The organism is Ralstonia sp. 25mfcol4.1 (genome assembly GCF_900104095.1).
Classification (GTDB): Bacteria; Pseudomonadota; Gammaproteobacteria; order Burkholderiales; family Burkholderiaceae; genus Cupriavidus.
The window spans coordinates 228,751-246,837 of record NZ_FNJO01000009.1 but is presented as its reverse complement, the minus strand read 5'-3'; the positions used below and the strand labels follow the sequence as shown (position 1 = coordinate 246,837).

Annotated in this window: 16 protein-coding genes; 12 read left to right on the top strand and 4 right to left on the bottom strand. The window is 62.1% G+C overall.

The genetic code is table 11. The features are described 5' to 3' along the window. The first annotated feature begins 111 nt into the window (after nucleotides 1-111). The gene (locus BLQ58_RS17770; RefSeq protein WP_092600690.1) at nucleotides 112-1,938 is read left to right on the top strand and encodes a diguanylate cyclase; all 1,827 of its coding nucleotides are present in this window, start codon (nucleotides 112-114) and stop codon (nucleotides 1,936-1,938) included. A 33-nt stretch (nucleotides 1,939-1,971) separates the two neighbouring features. Here the strand turns inward: BLQ58_RS17770 and BLQ58_RS17765 are convergent, their stop codons facing one another. Further along, nucleotides 1,972-2,466, bottom strand: a complete 495-nt coding sequence (locus BLQ58_RS17765; RefSeq protein WP_092600688.1) for a hypothetical protein — start codon at nucleotides 2,464-2,466, stop codon at nucleotides 1,972-1,974. Nucleotides 2,467-2,925: 459 nt separating this feature from the next. On the opposite strand from BLQ58_RS17765, the gene BLQ58_RS17760 reads away from it, so the two are divergent. The 6 genes from BLQ58_RS17760 (at nucleotide 2,926) to BLQ58_RS17735 (ending at nucleotide 9,220) form a co-directional block, all read left to right on the top strand. Further along, the gene (locus tag BLQ58_RS17760) at nucleotides 2,926-3,894 is read left to right on the top strand and encodes a Bug family tripartite tricarboxylate transporter substrate binding protein (protein WP_092600686.1); all 969 of its coding nucleotides are present in this window, start codon (nucleotides 2,926-2,928) and stop codon (nucleotides 3,892-3,894) included. Nucleotides 3,895-4,243: 349 nt separating this feature from the next. Continuing rightward, nucleotides 4,244-4,717, top strand: a complete 474-nt coding sequence (locus BLQ58_RS17755) for a tripartite tricarboxylate transporter TctB family protein (protein WP_092600684.1) — start codon at nucleotides 4,244-4,246, stop codon at nucleotides 4,715-4,717. 25 nt (nucleotides 4,718-4,742) lie between these two features. Beyond that, entirely contained in the window at nucleotides 4,743-6,257 is a 1,515-nt protein-coding gene (locus BLQ58_RS17750; RefSeq protein ID WP_092600682.1) for a tripartite tricarboxylate transporter permease, read from the top strand. 94 nt (nucleotides 6,258-6,351) lie between these two features. Beyond that, nucleotides 6,352-6,765 carry a PaaI family thioesterase gene (locus BLQ58_RS17745; protein ID WP_092600680.1) on the top strand — a complete coding sequence of 138 codons (414 nt, stop codon included), beginning with the start codon at nucleotides 6,352-6,354 and terminating at the stop codon, nucleotides 6,763-6,765. Nucleotides 6,766-6,773: 8 nt separating this feature from the next. Beyond that, complete coding sequence (locus BLQ58_RS17740; protein ID WP_092600678.1) at nucleotides 6,774-7,667, top strand: patatin-like phospholipase family protein; 894 nt, start codon at nucleotides 6,774-6,776, stop codon at nucleotides 7,665-7,667. Nucleotides 7,668-7,738: 71 nt separating this feature from the next. After that, nucleotides 7,739-9,220 (top strand): dihydrolipoyl dehydrogenase family protein, encoded by a 1,482-nt coding sequence (locus BLQ58_RS17735; RefSeq protein WP_092600676.1) that lies wholly within the window; start codon nucleotides 7,739-7,741, stop codon nucleotides 9,218-9,220. Between the two features lie 11 nt (nucleotides 9,221-9,231). Here the strand turns inward: BLQ58_RS17735 and BLQ58_RS17730 are convergent, their stop codons facing one another. After that, entirely contained in the window at nucleotides 9,232-9,642 is a 411-nt protein-coding gene (locus BLQ58_RS17730; protein WP_254775997.1) for a YkvA family protein, read from the bottom strand. 983 nt (nucleotides 9,643-10,625) lie between these two features. Between BLQ58_RS17730 and BLQ58_RS29750 the strand changes: the two genes are divergently transcribed. The 4 genes from BLQ58_RS29750 (at nucleotide 10,626) to BLQ58_RS17710 (ending at nucleotide 14,177) form a co-directional block, all read left to right on the top strand. Further along, entirely contained in the window at nucleotides 10,626-10,886 is a 261-nt protein-coding gene (locus BLQ58_RS29750; protein ID WP_092600672.1) for a type II toxin-antitoxin system HicA family toxin, read from the top strand. Then, a complete protein-coding gene (locus tag BLQ58_RS17715) occupies nucleotides 10,883-11,374 on the top strand; it encodes a type II toxin-antitoxin system HicB family antitoxin (RefSeq protein WP_092600670.1) in 492 nt (163 codons plus the stop codon). Before BLQ58_RS29750 ends, BLQ58_RS17715 begins: the two co-directional genes overlap by 4 nt. Next, on the top strand, nucleotides 11,364-11,813 hold the full coding sequence (locus tag BLQ58_RS28855) for a hypothetical protein (protein ID WP_139186129.1): 450 nt from the start codon (nucleotides 11,364-11,366) through the stop codon (nucleotides 11,811-11,813). The genes BLQ58_RS17715 and BLQ58_RS28855 overlap by 11 nt, the downstream gene beginning before the upstream one ends. Before the next feature lie 1,293 nt (nucleotides 11,814-13,106). Next, nucleotides 13,107-14,177 (top strand): DUF4062 domain-containing protein, encoded by a 1,071-nt coding sequence (locus tag BLQ58_RS17710; RefSeq protein WP_092600754.1) that lies wholly within the window; start codon nucleotides 13,107-13,109, stop codon nucleotides 14,175-14,177. Nucleotides 14,178-14,220: 43 nt separating this feature from the next. Here BLQ58_RS17710 and BLQ58_RS17705 read toward each other — a convergent pair whose 3' ends face one another. Together BLQ58_RS17705 and BLQ58_RS17700 are read right to left on the bottom strand one after the other, a co-directional pair. Continuing rightward, complete coding sequence (locus BLQ58_RS17705; protein ID WP_092600668.1) at nucleotides 14,221-15,267, bottom strand: phage portal protein; 1,047 nt, start codon at nucleotides 15,265-15,267, stop codon at nucleotides 14,221-14,223. Next, entirely contained in the window at nucleotides 15,264-17,045 is a 1,782-nt protein-coding gene (locus tag BLQ58_RS17700) for a terminase ATPase subunit family protein (RefSeq protein WP_092600666.1), read from the bottom strand. The genes BLQ58_RS17705 and BLQ58_RS17700 overlap by 4 nt, the downstream gene beginning before the upstream one ends. Nucleotides 17,046-17,195: 150 nt before the next feature. Between BLQ58_RS17700 and BLQ58_RS17695 the strand changes: the two genes are divergently transcribed. Continuing rightward, complete coding sequence (locus BLQ58_RS17695) at nucleotides 17,196-18,065, top strand: GPO family capsid scaffolding protein (protein WP_092600664.1); 870 nt, start codon at nucleotides 17,196-17,198, stop codon at nucleotides 18,063-18,065. Nucleotides 18,066-18,087 lie beyond the last annotated feature (22 nt).

Below are 18,087 nucleotides of genomic sequence, written 5' to 3'. Positions count from 1 at the left end.
CTACACTGAGCCGGCGCGCCACGCCCTGGCGTGCCCGCCGTCGATGTTGCAGATGAAAGTCGCCGTTCTACTACCCGTCCCGGTGGGCGGGCCTTGCCGGGGAGACGATCGATGTCATGGCGCAAACTGCTGCCGAGGCCGCGCTGGCTGCCGCGCGCGGCGCTGATACACCCGCAGCGCGTGGTCATCGTCGGTTTCGGCCTGGCGATGCTGCTGATGCTCATCGTCGGCGCGCGCGACCTGTACCTGCTGCGCGACCGTGTCCTGTCATCGCGCCAGCACGACCTGACATTGCGCGCGCTGGGCGGCGAAGCGGTCTTCGCCGCCGAACGTTCCAAGCTCGTTTTCGTGCGCGACTATGCGCAGCAACTGATCACCCTCTACGACAGCGGCGCGGCGCCGGCCGACCCGGCCGTGGAGCGGGCCTTCGCGCAACGCAATGACCGTATCTGGCAGATGGAGGTGCCGCTTGGCGATTCTCCGGTGGTCGGCACGGCGCCCGCGCTGCTGGACGAACTCGAAGGCTTCGAACGCCGCGACGCCGACCTGCGCGCTGACCTGTACGCGGCGCGTCAGCTGAGCCATGTGCTGGGCCTGAGCCTGCGGCTGCGCCAGGGCGAGAATGCCGACGGCACCGTGAGCTATATCTCCAGCAACGGGCTCTACATCACCTACCCGCCGCTGCCGCCGGACAAGGCGCCGGCACTCTTCAGGCGGTTCAGCCATATCGCCTATTACCGCGACATGCTGCCCGAGCGCGACGCGTCGCGCGACATTCGCTGGACGCGGGTCTACACGCAGTTCGAAAGCACGCAGTTGCGCACGACGTTGAGCATTCCGGTCTATGTGGAAAACCGCTTTCGCGGCGTGGTGGCCGTCGACGTGGAACTGGCACGGTTGCGCGAACTGCTCGGCGTGCCGGAAGACGCCGGCACCACGCGATATCTGATGGACTATCGCGGCGGCATCATCGCATCGAGCCAGCACAACGTCCGCATCGACATGCGCTGGCCCGATGACGTGGACCAGGCCTGGCGCGGCGTTCCAGCGCAGGAGCTATTCGGCGCAGGCGCCGGCATCCGGCACGTGGATGGCCAGTATCTGATCTACCAGCCGGTGGGCCAGCGCGGTACGTGGCTGCTGGTGGAATCCTTCAGCGATGCCGACGTATGGCGCGCGGTCCTGCAGCGCACCAGCACACCGCTGTTGTCGATCTGGCTGGCCCTGCCGTTGTTGATGTTTGTCACATTGCGCGTGGTGACGCTGCTGTTCCGGCACTACGTGGCAGCCGGCGAGACACTGCAGCGCCTGGCCGAGACCGACCCGCTTACCGGGCTGGCCAACCGGCGACACTTCGGCGAGGCCTACGGCAGGGAATCGGCACGACGGCGGCGCGAGCGCGAGGCTGCCGGCGCGGATGAAAGCCTGGCCGGCGGCGCCCCGGCCCGCGTCGAAGCGTCACCCGCCGCACCGCTGTCGATGCTGATGCTCGATATCGACTTCTTCAAACGCGTGAACGACCGCTGGGGCCATGCCAGCGGCGATCACGTGCTGGTGGCGCTGGCCGACGTGCTGCGCCGGAATCTGCGCGAGATCGACCTGCCGGCGCGGCTTGGCGGAGAGGAGTTCGCGGTGCTGCTGCCGCAGACCACGCTGGCCGATGCCGAGGCAACGGCGGAACGGCTGCGCGCCGCCGTGCAGGGCACGCCAGTGAAACCAGCACCCGATGCGCCGCCGCCCCGCGAGGGCGACGGACACATTCATTTCACTGTATCGATTGGCGTCGCAGAAGCCGTGAGCGACGGTTGCCCGACACTCGATGCCATGCTGGCGACGGCCGACCGCCGTCTATATGCCGCCAAGCAAGCGGGCCGTAACCGGGTGTGCGCGGCTGATGCGCCGGCCGGCAATACTGTGGCGCCATCTGTTCAGGGATAAGACAGTTCATGGACGTCTCCTCCGCGGTTTGGCCTAGCGCAACAGGAATGCGATGTCGTCGGCCGTGATGACCGACACCGGAATACCCTTGCGCCGCTGGAACAGGATGTGTTGCTGCACACGGCTGCGCTGCTCGGCAAACGTGGCCGGATCGATCGGCGTGCCGATGCGTGCGTAGTGTTGCACCAGCAGCTTGTAGGCGCGATGCCGGATCTGCAGCGTCTCGTTGTCGGCGCGCAGGCGCTGCCATTCGGCAGGGCTCAGGTCGAGCGTGTGGTTGAGTTCGTCGACGGTGCGTGCGTGCAGGTCGCGATACATGTCGCGCTCGGCTTCGGCGCGATGCAGTTCGTCGCGCAGCGCCATGATCTTGTGCTGCAGCTTGAGCGTCTGCCCCACGGCCGCCTGCATGCCCTTGGCCGCTTCCAGCGCCTGGTTGGCGGCCGCAACGGTGCTTTTCCACAGGCCGCGGTCGGCCCCTGCGTCGAGTTCCGGCGGCCAGACGTCCGACGCCTTGATCGTTGTATCCATGATTGACCCCTGAGACTTCTTTTTTGTCACTTCACCCGAAAACCGAAAAAGACCGGATATCCCGAATCGGCCAGCGCCTCGTTGTGCGATGGTCCATGTCATCTGCTTTTCATGCTTTGGCCGCCGTGCCGCAACTTGCTGTCGGTGCGGCAGGCAACTGAGACAAATCGTAGTGAGATGTCCGACCTGAGCCAAGTCAAAGATGTGCAGATCTGATCTGGCAGATACAACGATGCCAAAAAACGACAGGCGGCCGGTCCGGCCGGGATGGAAGAGCAGCAGACAAAGCAGACAACACCACGTAAACCCCGAGCATCAAGCAGACGTTTTGACAGGGTTTTGACAGTTTCACGCTTCTAGAATTCGGGCCATGGCTACTGCTGTCTCTTTGTGGACGGTAGGCAATAGCCGGAAATCTAAAAGCACAAACTAACATTCCAATAAGACAGGAGACACGCGATGCCTCGCACGCTTGCCCGCTTTACCCATGTCTTCGCCGCTTCGGCCGCGCTCGCCGCTGCCGTGGTGGCCGCGCCGGCTTATGCCGTCGACAACCTCAAGGTGATGATCGGCGCCAACCCCGGAGGCGGCTACGACCAGACCGGCCGCTCGATCGGCGCGGCCATGGTGGCGGCTGGCACGGCCAAGTCGGCTTCGTATGACAACAAGGGCGGCGCGGGCGGCACCATCGGCCTGACGCAGTTCGTGAACACCGACAAGGGCAACCCGAACGCGCTGATCGTGACGGGCGCCGTGATGGTCGGTGCCATCGAGACCAACCACCCGCCGGTGACGCTCAAAAACGCCACGCCGATCGCGCGCCTGTTCGCCGACACGATGGTGATCACGGTGCCGGCAAGCTCGCCGATCAAGTCGATGAAAGACCTGACCACGCAGCTCAAGGCCAATCCGGGCAGCGTCAGCTGGGGCGGCGGTTCGAAGGGGTCGATCGACCACATCCTGGCCGGACTGATCGCCAAGGACATCGGCGTGGATCCGAAGAAGATCAACTACGTGCCGTTCCAGGGCGGTGGCGAGGCCTCGGCGTCGATCCTCGGCGGCCACGTGACCGTGGGTATCGCCGGCGTGTCGGAATTCCTGCCGTTCATCAAGACCGGCAAGATGCGCGCGCTGGCCGTGACGTCGAAGGATCGCACCGCCGACATCCCGACCCTGAAGGAACAGGGCGTGAACGTCGAGATCTACAACTGGCGCGGCGTGTACGGCGCACCCGGCATCACCGCCGACCAGCGCAAGGCCATGATCGACGCCGTGGTGAAGGGCACCGAGAACCAGGTCTGGAAGGACGCGCTGCAGAAGAACGACTGGACGCCGTTCCTGCTGACCGGCGACGAGTTCGGCAAGTTCGTGGAAGCGGAATCCACCCGTCTGGGCGCCACGCTGCGTGAACTGGGCGTAGCGAAGTAAGACTCCCCAAGGGACCAGGCGCACGCCACGCCGCATCGGTACTGCCGCGTCGGTCCACGTTCCGACGACCGGTGGCAACCGCCCCCCACGCCGTCGGCCAAGTAGTAGAAGTACGAAAAAGTAGTACGAGACAGCAGTACGAGACAGCAGTACGAGAAGTCGTTACCCGAGTCGCGGAAGTTTGCTTCACCCTGTCGTTCCCGCCCGGCTGCCGATCCGCGATCGGCACGCACGGAAGACGGCACGGGGCCCCGGTGCCGCCATCACGTGCGCAACACCGAAAAACAGACCAATAACGTCACCGGGCCCCGTGACCGCGCGGGCGGCAGGACCATCCGAGAGCCCCACCATGAAACCATCCCACGTATCCATCGGCGTCGCCATCCTGGCGTTGTCCGTGTTCTTCTTCGCCGGCATACCGGGCATTTCGGGCGACGAGGGCTATGCCGGCCTGTCGCCGCGCTTCGTGCCCACGCTGGTGGCCATCGGCCTGGCCGTCTGCGGCGCGCTGCTGCTGTGGCAGGGCGTGCGCGGCGGCTTCCGGAACATGCCCGAGGAAGATGCCGAACTGCCTGCGGCGCCGCACAACTTCAAGGGCTTTCTGTGGGTGTCCGCCGGCCTGGTGGCCAACATGGCGTTGATCGGCACGCTGGGTTTCGTGTTCTCGTCCACGCTGATGATGGTGTGCGTGGCGCGCGGCTACGGCAGCCGCCGCATCGTGCGCGATGCGCTGATCGGCCTGATGCTGACGCTGCCGATGTGGGCGCTGTTCGATTTCCTGCTCGGCATCAACCTGCCGCTGCTGCCCGTCGCGGGCTTCTGATCCACGCCCTACGGGAGACACTGACATGGATACCCTGAACCAGTTGATGCACGGCTTCGCCGTGGCCATCACGCCAATCAACCTGATGTGGGCCCTGGTGGGCTGCTTCCTGGGCACTGCCATCGGCGTGCTGCCCGGCATTGGCCCGGCACTGACCGTGGCCATGCTGCTGCCGCTGACGGCCAAGGTGGAACCCACCGCCGCGCTGATCATGTTCGCCGGCATCTACTACGGCGCGATGTACGGTGGATCGACCACGTCGATCCTGATGAACACGCCGGGTGAATCGTCGACGATGGTTACCGCGATGGAGGGCAACCTGATGGCCAAGAACGGCCGCGCAGGCCCCGCGCTGGCCACCGCCGCCATCGGCTCATTCGTGGCGGGCACGATCGCCACGGTGCTGCTGTCGATGTTCGCGCCGGTGGCGGCCGACGTGGCGCTGCAGTTCGGGCCGGGCGAGTACTTCATGATCATGCTGCTGGCTTTCACCACGGTGTCGGCCGTGCTGGGCTCGTCGCTGCTGCGCGGCATGACCAGCCTGTTCCTGGGCCTGGGCATCGGCCTGATCGGCATGGATTCGCTGTCTGGCCAGACGCGCTATTCGATGAATATCCAGGAGCTGTACGACGGCGTGGACATCGTCGTGGTGGCCGTGGGCCTGTTTGCGGTGGGCGAGGCGCTGTTCAATGCGTTCTTCCCGCAACCGGAGGGCTCGTTCAACAAGCTCAGTTCGGTGCACATGAGCAAGTCGGACTGGAAGCGGTCGATCCCGGCCTGGATCCGCGGCACGTTCATCGGCTTCCCGTTTGGCCTGATCCCGGCCGGTGGTGCCGAGATCCCGACCTTCCTGTCGTACGCCACCGAGAAGAAGCTGTCGGACCACAAGGCGGAATTCGGCAAGGTGGGTGCCATCGAAGGTGTGGCCGGCCCCGAGGCTGCCAACAACGCCGCCGTGACGGCAACGCTGGCCCCGCTGCTGACGCTGGGCATCCCGACCTCGAACACCACGGCCATCCTGCTGGCGGCGTTCCAGAACTACAACCTGCAGCCGGGCCCGATGCTGTTCCAGACCTCGGGCGACCTGGTCTGGGGCCTGCTGGCGTCGCTGTACATCGGCAACGTGATGCTGCTGGTGCTGAACCTGCCGGCGATCGGCCTGTGGGTGCGCATGCTGCGCGTACCGACGCCGCTGCTGTACGGCGGCATCCTGATCTTTGCCGGTCTGGGCGCGTACGGCATCCGCCAGTCGTGGTTCGACCTGCTGCTGCTGTTCGTGATCGGCCTGCTGGGCATGGCCATGCGCCGCTTCGACTTCCCGACCGCGCCGGTGATCGTCGGCCTGATCCTGGGGCCGATGGCAGAGAAGCAGCTGCGCAATGCGCTGTCGATCGGCCAGGGCGACTGGAGCCTGTTCGTCAAGCAGCCGATCTCGGCCACGATCCTGGCCATGACGGTGGCCGTGGTGGTGGTGCCGCGCGTGCTGCGCTGGCACGCCAACCGCTCGACGGCGCGCGCCGAGGCGGACAACGCGGCGTGACGCCTGCGGGCGTTCCCGGCAGGAATCGGCAGGGGGCTTCGGCCCCCTGTATCATTGGCGCAAACAACATGCCGCGCGCCGAGGAGACCGGGACGTGCCTGCCACTTTCACCATCGCGGATATCGATGCCACGCTCGAACGCGTGCTGGCGCCCTGGGTGCGCCAGCTGGGCCTGCGTGCCGAGGCTGCCGACGCCACCGGCGTAACCCTGCGCCTGCCCTTCCAGGAAGCGTTTCGCCATGCCGGCGGCGTGGTCTGCGGACAGGTGCTGATGTCCGCGGCCGATACCGCGATGATCGTCGCCATCTCTGCCGCACTGGGCGAATTCCGGCCGATGACCACCGTCACGCTGACCACCAACTTCATGCGTCCCGTGATCGACGGCGACGTGCTGGTGCGTGCCAGCGTGCTGCGCCTGGGCAAGACCGTGGTCTTCGGCGCGATCGAACTGACCGGCCAGGACGGCAAGCTGGCGGTGCAGGCCACCACTACCTACGCACTGCTTTGAAATCCACGATGTCCGCCATCAACCCCCAACCCTTCGACCAGATCGTCTTTGCCGGCGGCGGCAACCGCTGCTGGTGGCAGGCCGGATGGTGGGATACCGTGGCCCCCGAACTGCACCTGCGCCCGCGCATCATCGCCGGCATCTCGGCGGGCGCGGCCACGGCGTGCATGGTCTATGCGCACGATTCGCACCAGACCATGGCCTACTACCGCGAGGTGCTGGCCAACAATTCGCGCAACGCCTACTGGGGCAACCTGCTGCGCCGCGAGCGCGTGTTTCCGCATTACGGCATCTATCGCAACGCCCTGCTCTCGCTGTTTGGCGATAACCGCCTGCACCGGCTGCAACAGGCGCCCGAGATCCGCATCGGCGTGGCCCATATCCCGCGCTGGACCGGGCCGCGCCTGGCCGTGGCCGCAGGGCTGCTGGCGTACAACATCGACAAGCACCTGCTGAAGACGCTGCATCCGCGCCTGGGCCGCAAGCTTGGCTTCCATCCCGAATTCGTGCTGGCGCAGGGCTGCGGCTCGCCGGAGGATCTGGCCGATCTGCTACTGCAATCGGCCTCCACGCCGCCCTTTACGCCGGTGCTGCGCCGCAATGGCCATGCGGTGCTGGACGGCGGGCTGGTGGACAACGTGCCAGTCGATGCGCTCGATGCCACGCCGGGCAATGTCCTGGTGCTGGTGACGCGGCTGTATCCGCGGCCGCGCCGCTTCATCATCGACACGGGCGGCCAGCGCCGCCTGTACCTGCAACCGTCACAACGCGTGCCGATTTCGAGCTGGGACTACACCAGGCCCGAGGCCATGACGCATGCGTATGACCTGGGCCGGCGCGACGCGGAATCGTTTCTGCGCGACTGGCCCGTCATCCAGCAGGATCTGTTGCCGGCGTCATAGCCAAAGCGCCATATGGCGCCGGTCAATTGTTTGGCATGCGGCGATGGTGCCGCGCAGGCAAGGAGGATTGAATGACAAAGCGTCAGGCATCAACCGAAACCGCAACCCAGGCAAGGACCGTGAAGACGCGTCGGCGCGCCAGCGAGGCCAGCGCCGAACCCGTTGTCGAACGGGTGCCGCGCAAGCGCGATGCGCGGGCCAAGACACGCGAAGCCGACTTCGTGGTGATCGGCGCGGGCTCGGGAGGCGTGGCCGCCGCGCGCCGCGCCGCATCGCACGGCGCCCGCGTGATTCTGGTGGAGCGCGATGCCGTCGGCGGCACCTGTGTCAATCGCGGTTGCGTGCCCAAGAAAATGCTGTCGTACGGCGCGGGATGGGCATCGATCCTGTCCACGTGCCTGTCGCACACGGGCGGCAAGGAAGACTGGCGCGATGCCATCGTGCGCGTGAATGCCGAGGTGGCACGGCTCAATGCGTCGTACAAGCAGCGGCTCAACGAGGCCGGCGTGGAGATCTGGCACGGCGAGGCGAGCCTCAACGCGCGCGGGGATGTGGTCGTCGGCAATGAAGTCATCCGTGCCGGCAAGACGCTGATTGCGACCGGCGCCAGCCCCGTCGATCTTCCGGTGCCGGGCGGCGAACTGGTCAGCTCTTCGGACGACGTTTTCACGTGGCAGACCGTGCCCGCTTCGATTGCCGTGATCGGCGGCGGCTATATCGCCGTGGAGATGGCATCGATCCTGTCTCGCTACGGCGTGAAGGTGGACCTGCTGGTGCGTGAGGACCGGCTGCTGCCGAAGTTCGATCACGATATTGCCGCCGCCCTTGCAGAAGCCCTGATCGCGAAGGGCATCCGCATACATTTCCGTACAGAGGTCACAATGGTGTCGCAGTCGAACGGTGCATTCGACGTCTGCTACACGCAGGAAGACAATCGGGGCCGCACGCAGACCGTGCGCACCCAGGCGGCGCTGGCCGCGATTGGCCGAAAGCCGAATGTTGATGGACTGGGTCTCGATGACCTGGGTGTGAAGCGCGATGCCAAGGGCGGCATCGCGGTGGACCGGCAGTTCCGCAGCAGCGTGCGGTCGATCCACGCCATCGGCGACTGCATGGCCGACAACGTACACCTGACGCCCGTAGCCATTGCGCAAGGCCGCTGGCTGGCCGATCGGCTATTTGGGCGACGCGGAGACATGACGGACTTCGAATTCCTGCCGACGGCCGTGTTCTGTGAGCCGGCAATCGGCGCCGTGGGGCTGACCGAGGCCCAGGCCATCGAGGAGGCCGGCGGCAAGGCCGACCGCATTCGCACCGAGATCAAGCGTTTTGTCTCGCTGGAAAGCCGCTTCGGCGGCGTGCCGCAGCAGTCGGTCTTCAAGCTCGTGTTCAACGCGCGCAGCGGCCGGGTGCTGGGCGTCCACCTGATGGATGGCGCTGCGCCGGAAATCGTCCAGACGATGGCGCTGGCGCTACGGCTCGGCGCGAAGGCCTCGCACCTGCAGACCACCATGCCGCTGCATCCGACCGTGGCCGAGGAGCTGTTTGGCTAGCGATCGCGGGCTTAATGCCCGAGCCAGCGCCAGATGCCATAGGCCGCCACCGCCCACACGCCCAGCACCAGGACGATGCCCCAGCGACTGCGCGGCTTCGCGCCGCTGGTGGCCATCCACGCGCTCGCCTGTTCACGCGACGCAGCCAGCACGGCCGCAGGCGTCAGCCTGACGGCCAGCCAGATCAGCGCAGGCAAGAGCAGCACGTCATCGACGTAGCCGAGCACGGGGATGAAGTCCGGTACAAGGTCGATCGGGCTCAGCGCATAGGCCACGACGAAAGCGCCCAGCGCCTTCACATACCAGGGCGTATCGGGATGCCGGCACGCGAACCAGAGCGCAACGCCATCACGCTTGATGGCGCGTGCCCAGGTGCGCAGGCGCTGGGTCAGGGGGGGTGGCGATTCGTTTTTGGGAGGCACAGAGCGGCTCCGGCTTGACCATATTGTGATCCGAACCCGGATCCGATAGGCGAGGCCACGAAAAACGGAGACGACAAAAACAAAAACGGACGCCTGAGCGTCCGTTTCTTGAATCTGGTGGCCTGGGACGGAATCGAACCGCCGACACAAGGATTTTCAAAACGTGCCGCCGATTCGAAACCCGCAACACATAAGGCTTTGCGGGTAGCAAGGAAGCGCAAAGCGGCGTAAATGCCGTCACAACCCGGCACAAATCCGACACAGCCGATTACATCCACGGCACAGCTTGATGCATTGACGACTTGAGCCGGTGCCAGACAAGTCCGAAGCTTCTCTCCCCTCATCGGGCGATGCGCAATTCGCGCAGCCGGCCGATCATCCATGGACGCAGCACATCACTGAAGGCTTACTGACAGCTCCCATGGCTGGAGGCACCAATGAACTACATCGACCTAATTACGTGCGTGTGTGGGGTCAAAGTCCAAATCCACGAGTACCAGATGAACTTGGGCGAAGATGAGCCTCGCGACATCGCGTTTTGCCCAATGTGCAGTCGACAGCTGATCGTGATGGAGCAACCAGGAATTCTGGTAACGGAGCTTGTCCTGCCAGGCGATAAAACAAAGTGTGGAGACGGTGATCGTCACCTAGGCTTGCCACCAGGCTACGACGACGAAGATTGGCCGTTCCCTACACTTGCGGAGCTTCTCAAACGACAGAGCCGCCGGTAGCACCGACCGAGTCTGTTGCGCCGCTGTATATATATACAGCCTCAGGTCATCACGGAAGCATTTGTTCTCGCTGAACCCTCCCAGAGCGGGAGCGAAGTAATAGCCGAAATAATAGATACTTCGTCATTGGCGCTGGGGCGCACCCCCCTTTAGGAGGGTATCGGCCTCAGTAAAAGAAACTATTGAATCACTTTTATGTAGTGCAACTGGAATTTAGTTGCTCTACAATGCCTTCACCCCCTCTAACAGAAGATGTCAAAAAGCGAAAAGCGACTCGACCGCCTATGCCGCAAACCTCCACCCACCGACATACGGTGGGACGAGTTCGTCGGCATACTGGAATCGCTGGGCTTTACGCTCCATGAGCATGGCGGCTCACATAAGTTCTTCGTGAGGGAGGTTGATGGGACCGAGGTACGAATAAATACCTGCCGGCCTCATCCGAATGGAATTATGAAGTCGTATCAAATTAAAGAAGTTGTCGCGAAATTGGATGAATGGGGGCTATTATGAGTGATATGCTGGAACATCGCGGATATTACGGCTCCGTTTCTTTTAGTGTTGACGATCGTCTTTTTGTCGGAAAAATCGAATTTATAGATGATCTGATTTTGTTTGACGGCGAGAATGTCAGCGATCTAGAAGCCGCTTTCAAAGATTCTGTCGATGCATATCTTTCTTTTTGCGCTGAACAAGGAAAGGAACCTTGCACTACGTACAAGGGAACCTTCAACGTACGCGTAGGGAGCGATTTACATCGCAAGGCCGCTGTTGCCGCAAAAAAGAATAACCAGTCTCTCAATGACTTCGTGAAATATGCGATTGAGCATGTACTTTACGAAGATCCACGAGCTCACGAAAAGCCGGTGCACCACCATCACCACCATCACCTTCCCGCTATGGGACAGCAGGTAAACGTGTCTTACGAGCAGGAATTCATGACCGAAGACTTGTCGTGGACTGAGCGCGCGTCTTATATCGAGACACGTTATGAGCACTAATTTGATACCCGCTACATCGCCAGTCTTAAATAAGACTAGGTATGCCGCCATTGCGGCGCGTCGGCTTGAATTGTCCGAGGAAGCAAAAAAATCCAAAACCGGTAAAATTCAAGCGAAAGTCAATTTCGTTGTAGATGCCCCTAAGGACGGACGTTGCTCGGTTAATGGCTTTGTCAGCATTGAGGGCAAGAAGAATGATGAGAAAGAATTCGAGATTTCACTAGAAATTAATGCGTTGTTCCGAGTTGCTCCGGAATGTACTGACGAACAATCCGAATCCTCAGAATTTCATCACTTCATTACGGCTCAGCTTGGGCCCTTGGTCGTAACGAAGGCGAGACAATTGATGGAGGACATTGGCATCAGCAGCAACGGACTCTCGTTCTTCAATCCGTTCGCCGGCTCCGTGGTTCCCCTCGACGCGCCAGATCAGATCTAGAGCAAGTGTTCGCCGAGTGAAGACTCTCCGGCCGCCGCGAATTGGCGGCCGTATCGGCGCCACGTCTGCTTGGACGTGGTGTCTTTTTTGGCATTACGATGTCGCCTGGATTCACGCTTGGGCGTTCAGGGATCCTACGCGGCCAGCTTGGTCGGTTATTCTTCCGCTTCGCGCCGGCGGCGCTCCTCCGCCAGGTACTGCACCCTCTCCAATTCACGGCGCAGAGCGCTGATCCTGATATCCAGCGTAGTGGCCGTCGATGTCCCGGCGTTCGTCGGAATGCACGACAGAACTGATCCGTGTGCCAGACAGTGGCTGTGCAGCCACACTATTTCCCACACCTGCGCCTGCACCTCGGGCGACCGATTGCGCGGTATAGCGCCCGCAGATCTATGGCCGACAGGGGGTCGGCATAGCCGCGGATCGTTCCGCTGGCCACCAAGGCAATCAGGCATCGCGCGTCTCTGTGACGGCGTGGCGTGTGCTTCCGGCTGCGCATGCGCGTTTTGACCTACCACTGTATATATGTACAGTATATATCAAGGGTCCTGGCTGAAGTCGGTGAGGGGTCGGGAAAAAGGTAACTTTGGTAACCTGTGGACGAGAATCGACCGGAAAGCCTTGCCAGATAAGGATTTGGGGGTTTCAGAGAAAAGGTAACATTGGGGTAACTTTAGGGTAACCAGATTACCTTTGGTCTTGGTAACTTTGATTCTTCATCATCCTCAATAAAATCAACCACTTACGAACAGGTTATCTTTTGTGTTACCTCAGATTACCTTTTGTAGGTAACCTGCAGCACACTTACAAATCAATGGGTTAGCGTAGATTTTTGGGGCAGGTTACCGAGGTTACCTTTTTCCCGAGCCGTCCCCCGTCCATAGCTTTGGCCAGTACATTGAGAGAACTTGGACAGCAAACGCCATCACGAGCCTGGAACACCCGTGCGGGACACTGCGCGAGCTGCGTAAATCTGCGTAAGTGGATGCATGGTGCAAATCGCCTGCGGCCCTAGCACTGGCGCGGCGGGCGGGGGGTTGCGTCGGTGCATAAAAACCACTCGATGAAGCGCCCGGGTGAGGCGGGGTCTCAACCGCGCGCTGAAGAGCGATGGTGGGGGATGCCCGTAATCCGGCGACGAGCCGATGGCAAGCGCTCGGCGGCACCCTGGCGCGACGTGGGCGCGCGAGGAATTGCCGGCTGGGATGCCTAGGCACGCCTGCGAAAATCTCACCGTCTGTGCCGAGCAGTCGACATAAAATCTAGGACCGATTTCGTACGCGAGCCTTGGAAGTGGATAAGCGATACCAAGTCTTTGTCAGCTCGACCTTTGTCGACTTGAAAGACGAACGACAGGAAGTCATGCAGGCGCTTCTCGAACTCGACTGCATTCCATCCGGGATGGAGCTGTTTCCCGCCGCAAATGAAGATCAATGGACGCTGATAAAGAAGGTCATTGACGATAGTGACTACTACATTCTGGTCATCGGCGGCCGCTATGGCTCCTTGGGACCCGAGGGCTTTAGCTATACCGAGATGGAATACAGGTATGCTCTTGAGACTGGCAAGCCAACCATCGCTTTCTTGCACAAGGAACCCGAGCAAATCTCGGCAGGCAAGACTGAAGGCTCGGAGGAAGGCCGAAGAAAACTTGCTGCCTTTCGCGACTTGGCATCTGGCAAGGTGTGCCGCTTCTGGACTGATCCGAAAGACCTTGGCAGTCAAGTGAGTCGCAGCCTGATTAAGTTGATCAAGTCAACGCCGGCAATCGGTTGGGTTCGCGCGGATCTTGTCCCCGATGAATCAGCGGCGCAGCAGATGGTCCAATTGCATCGCAAGATCGAACAACTCGAAGCTGAGTTGGCGGCTGCGAAGGTGGATGGACAACATGAGCTGACAGACCTCGCACATGGCGGCGATTGTTTTACGCTGCACTATGAAGCAACAGCAATAAATGCATGGTCGGAAGCCACAGCTACGTGCGACGTGAACGTGGACGTTACGTGGAACGACATTCTTGGAGCCATTGCACCGAACCTCCTAGACGAGGCAACTGAGTTCACGATGCGGGCGGCACTGAACCGCCTTGCATGGGCACACGGCAAAGTCTTGGAGGATGAGGCATTTGGTGCTGCAAAAGTGGAACGCAGCGAGACCAGAAAGTCGCCGGTAAGCTTGCAGGATTTCGACACTGTAAAAATCCAACTTCGAGCGCTCAAGTTCATCGACAAGAGCACCAAGCCGCGCAGCGTAAAGGACACTGAGACATACTGGACCTTGACGAAAGCGGGTGACGTAGCCATGACCGAGCTTCGCGCCATCCGCCGAAGCGGCGGGGCTGTGTTGGAGGCCCATGTAGACTGACGACGCCGGGCACAGTGCGGCGGCGCTTGCCCGGCGCGCATGGTCAGTCCAATGAGTACGGCTCGAACCGAACCACCTCTTGTCCGAGCCATCCATTAACTTCAGTTAGCCGGTCTTGTAAAGGCTTCACTTCATTCCTTGCAAACACCATGGCGGCCTTCTCGGCATCTCCGAAGCCGCCTGTGTTGTTGGGAATGATCCCCATCAGTTGCGGTGGCACGCGATGCGCGGCGAGTTGGTCATCACGCGTGACGTTCTTGATGTTCCAGAACTCGTCTTTCGCTGCCACTTCGGACACTGGGATAAGCTGAATGCCCTCCTTCTTGCCGTTGGGCGCGTACATAAACAGGTTGCGGAAGTTGCCCGGCCCTTTGCTGTTCTTCAGCGCCTCGCGCAGGTTGTCGACGTCCTCCTGCTTCTGCGCGGCATCGGTCATGTAGAGGATGAAACCGGCATGGCTGCCGTTCTTGTAGTAGCGCCTGCGGAACAACGTGGCCGACTCATTTAGCCAGGTCGCATTCAGGGCCGACAGATACTCGGGCAGCCCATACACCTCCTGGTTGATATCGGGCTCCATCAGGTGGAACACGCTACCCCTTTTGAACTCGTGCTTGTCCTGCCAGTTCTGCACGAAGAAATACCGCTCCAGGTCCGTGCCGCGTCGCATGTACTTCGCAAGCGCCGGCTCCAGCGCCACCGGCCGGCCGAGCACATTGTCGCGGCGCTCCAAATACCCGTTACCGAAGACAAGGAAGTCCTGCACCCAGCGCGCGAACGCAGTGCGTGACAGCAGCTTGTGCGGGATGAACGTCGATACGAGGATGTTGCGCTTCACGTAGATCGGCGAGCTGTTGTGCACTGCAGCGCGAAACGTGCGCGCCAGGCCATCCCAAGGCATCGGCGGTTCGAACCATTCCCCTACGCGTTGGCATTCGATGTAGTCGAGCAGCTCGCGGCGGTCAAGCACGGCGACGGGGTCGCCAAAGCTGAATGCCTCCATCGCCGACGCTGGGGCCGGGGTTGCCGGGGTGGACGGCGGCGCAGCGTGCTTGATCACATCTGGCGCGCGGCCTCTTTTCTTACGGGTCATGACAGCTCCATGATGCTGGTATTGGTGGTGGTGACGCCTTCGAGTGGTTCGTGTGCGATGGCGTGCATGCATGCCCACGCGAGGTCCGCGTGGCTGGTCTCTTCTGATCGGCCGGCCTGATAGGTGACACGGCCGCCAGCTGCGGTGGTGGTCTTTCGGATCGACATGAACGACGCGGCGAAGTCTGTCCAGCCGGCGTCGAACTCCAGGCGCCCCTTGCTGATCACGTCATGGGCCTTCAGCACGAGTCCGGTCTTCACGTCGACTGAGTAGGTGAAGCCCTCGGCATCGGGTCGGAACTTCGTCACCAGCTGGTAGACGGCATCGCCGATGCCGGTGCGATCGATGCCGATGTACGCGACGTTGTAGCGTTCGGTCACGCGCTTGATAGCGGTGGCCTGCTCTTCGTAATCGATGCCACGGAACTGGTGTTTCTCCAGCACGCGGAACTTGCCGCCTGGTACGAGCGGTGGTGCCACGACCACGAGCGCAGCACTGTCACCACCACCACCGTTCGGGTCGTACCCCACCCACACGTCGCGGTTGCCGAACGGACGTGGCGACCAATGCCGGAAGTCTTCCCACACCTCCCAGCTATCGACCATGCCGCGCATGAGCATCGAGAGCGGGAAGACGGACGCCGTGTCATCGATGAAGCCGCACATCAGCAGGTTCTCGAAGTCAGCGTCGCTGTACTCCAACCGCAGTTGATCGAGGTCGAACAGATTGCACCCACCGGCGATGGCATCTTCGACGGTGACGATCTGCTTCCACTGGCCGTCCGCGCACCGCCGGCCGCGCTGCAGGTTCGCGTGGCTCACATCCACGCGGATGTGGTCTTCCTTCTTCCTGCCTCGATTGAACAGTGCCCCAGACCAGAACGGGTATGCCTCGTGGGCAAGGCTCGAAGGCGTCGAGAAATACGTCTGCCGCCACTTCGAGTGGATGGCCATCCCGGAGGCCACCTTGCGCAGCTCCTGAAATCGCTGGATCCAGAAATACTCGTCCAGATACAGGTTGCCGTGATAACTCTGGGCGGTGCGCGCGTTGGTGCCGAGGAAGTAGAGCGTGGCGCCGTTCGGCAACACCATCGGGTCGCCCTTCAGCTCCACGCCAGCCGCATCCTTCGCAAACTGGATGATGTATTGCTTGAAGACGTGGGCCTGTGCCTTGCTGGCTGACAGGAAAATCTGATTGCGCCCGGTGGTCAGCGCGTCAATGAACGCTTCCCGCGCGAAGTACCACGTCGCCCCGATCTGCCGGCTCTTGAGGATGTTGCGGATCCGTTCCTTCAGACCCGCCTCGTACCAGGCGCGCTGGTAGTCGAACATCGAATCCTTGAACGCGTCGACCAGCTGTTCCTGTTCTTCGTCGCTGATCGCGTTGCGTTCCGGTGCGCGGCGTGGTCCCTTGTTGCGGTTGGCCACCTTCGGATTCAGATCCGCTTCGTTGCCGCCGTCCTCATAGCGACGCACGCGTGCCAGGCGCTCGATCTGCCGGCCAAGGAGGTCGATCTCCTTGAAGTCCTTCCCTTCCTTGTTCTCTTTCGCGATCAGCTGCGCCATGCGCGTTTCGAGATTCGAGCCCACACGCGTCACAGCGTCGGCCCGGTCCCATTGCTCGCGCTGCTTCCAGCTGTGAATCGTGGACGGCTTCTTGCCGAGCATCTCGGCGATGCGCGCCACGCGATAGCCCTGCCAGTAGAGCGCGCGCGCAATGCGGCGCGGCTCCATCTCGGGGTCCAGCGAAAGCGATGTGATGGGCGGAAGCGTAGTCATGCCGCCACGCTACCGTCCGCGCGCGCGCGTGCCACGTCGCGCGTGTTGTCACAGCAAATCGGACAACACGATTGCGTTGCCCGCGCGCGGCGGCCCGCCGAACATGGCAGCACGAGCACACCACACCGAACCACCACCGAAGAGGAACCCATGGCCGGCAAGAACACGAAGTTTTTCCGCATTGCCACCGAAGGCGCGACCAGTGACGGGCGCGTGATCGACCGTCAAATGATCGTGCAGATGGCCGCCAGCTACGACCCCGCGACGTATGGCGCACGCATCAACATGGAGCACATTCGCGGCTACGACCCGACCGGCCTGTTCAAGGCATACGGCGACGTGCTCGCACTCAAAGCCGAAGAGCAGGACGGCAAGATGCGCCTCTTCGCGCAGCTCGATCCCACGGCCGAGCTGGTGGCCTTCAACAAGGCACGGCAAAAGGTGTTCTGCTCGATGGAGGTGAACCCGGACTTCGCTGACACCGGCGAGGCATACCTGACCGGCTTGGCCGTGACCGACAACCCGGCAAGTCTGGGCTGCGAGATGCTGGCCTTCAGCGCCAAAGCCAAAGTCAACCCGCTGGCCGAGCGCAAACAGGATCCGCAGAACCTGTTCACCGAAGCCGTGGAAGTCACTCTCGACTTCAGCGAAGAAAAGCTCGATGGCAAGGGCAAAGGCAAGGACAAGGGCAAGGATTCGTCCAGCCTGACCGAATCGATCAAGCGCATGTTCTCCCGCCAGGACAAGAGCGACGAGACGAACGAAGCAAAGCACGCCGACACGAACGAAGCCGTGACGGCGCTGGCCACCGAAGTGAAGGGCCTCAGCGACAACTTCAGCAAGGTGCTGAAGGCTGTCGAGACCGTGGCCGAGCAGGTGGACAAGCTGAAGCAAGAACAGTCCACCGCAAACAAGGAATTCTCCGCGCTCAAGGGCGATCTGGAGAAGACCGAGACATTCACGAGGCGACCGCCGGCCACGGGCGGCAGCGGCGACGCCGAAATCAAGACCGACTGCTGAGCCGGCATCCGGACAGCGACTC

What these genes read in the sequence shown, in the direction of transcription:
- BLQ58_RS17735 (WP_092600676.1), top strand. Translation starts at nt 7,739, where the DNA reads ATGACAAAGCGTCAGGCATCAACCGAAACCGCAACCCAGGCAAGGACC.
- BLQ58_RS17695 (WP_092600664.1), top strand. Translation starts at nt 17,196, where the DNA reads ATGGCCGGCAAGAACACGAAGTTTTTCCGCATTGCCACCGAAGGCGCG.
- BLQ58_RS17755 (WP_092600684.1), top strand. Translation starts at nt 4,244, where the DNA reads ATGAAACCATCCCACGTATCCATCGGCGTCGCCATCCTGGCGTTGTCC.
- BLQ58_RS17700 (WP_092600666.1), bottom strand. Translation starts at nt 17,045, where the DNA reads ATGACTACGCTTCCGCCCATCACATCGCTTTCGCTGGACCCCGAGATG.
- BLQ58_RS29750 (WP_092600672.1), top strand. Translation starts at nt 10,626, where the DNA reads ATGTCAAAAAGCGAAAAGCGACTCGACCGCCTATGCCGCAAACCTCCA.
- BLQ58_RS17750 (WP_092600682.1), top strand. Translation starts at nt 4,743, where the DNA reads ATGGATACCCTGAACCAGTTGATGCACGGCTTCGCCGTGGCCATCACG.
- BLQ58_RS17705 (WP_092600668.1), bottom strand. Translation starts at nt 15,267, where the DNA reads ATGACCCGTAAGAAAAGAGGCCGCGCGCCAGATGTGATCAAGCACGCT.
- BLQ58_RS17760 (WP_092600686.1), top strand. Translation starts at nt 2,926, where the DNA reads ATGCCTCGCACGCTTGCCCGCTTTACCCATGTCTTCGCCGCTTCGGCC.
- BLQ58_RS17740 (WP_092600678.1), top strand. Translation starts at nt 6,774, where the DNA reads ATGTCCGCCATCAACCCCCAACCCTTCGACCAGATCGTCTTTGCCGGC.
- BLQ58_RS17765 (WP_092600688.1), bottom strand. Translation starts at nt 2,466, where the DNA reads ATGGATACAACGATCAAGGCGTCGGACGTCTGGCCGCCGGAACTCGAC.
- BLQ58_RS17770 (WP_092600690.1), top strand. Translation starts at nt 112, where the DNA reads ATGTCATGGCGCAAACTGCTGCCGAGGCCGCGCTGGCTGCCGCGCGCG.
- BLQ58_RS28855 (WP_139186129.1), top strand. Translation starts at nt 11,364, where the DNA reads ATGAGCACTAATTTGATACCCGCTACATCGCCAGTCTTAAATAAGACT.
- BLQ58_RS17715 (WP_092600670.1), top strand. Translation starts at nt 10,883, where the DNA reads ATGAGTGATATGCTGGAACATCGCGGATATTACGGCTCCGTTTCTTTT.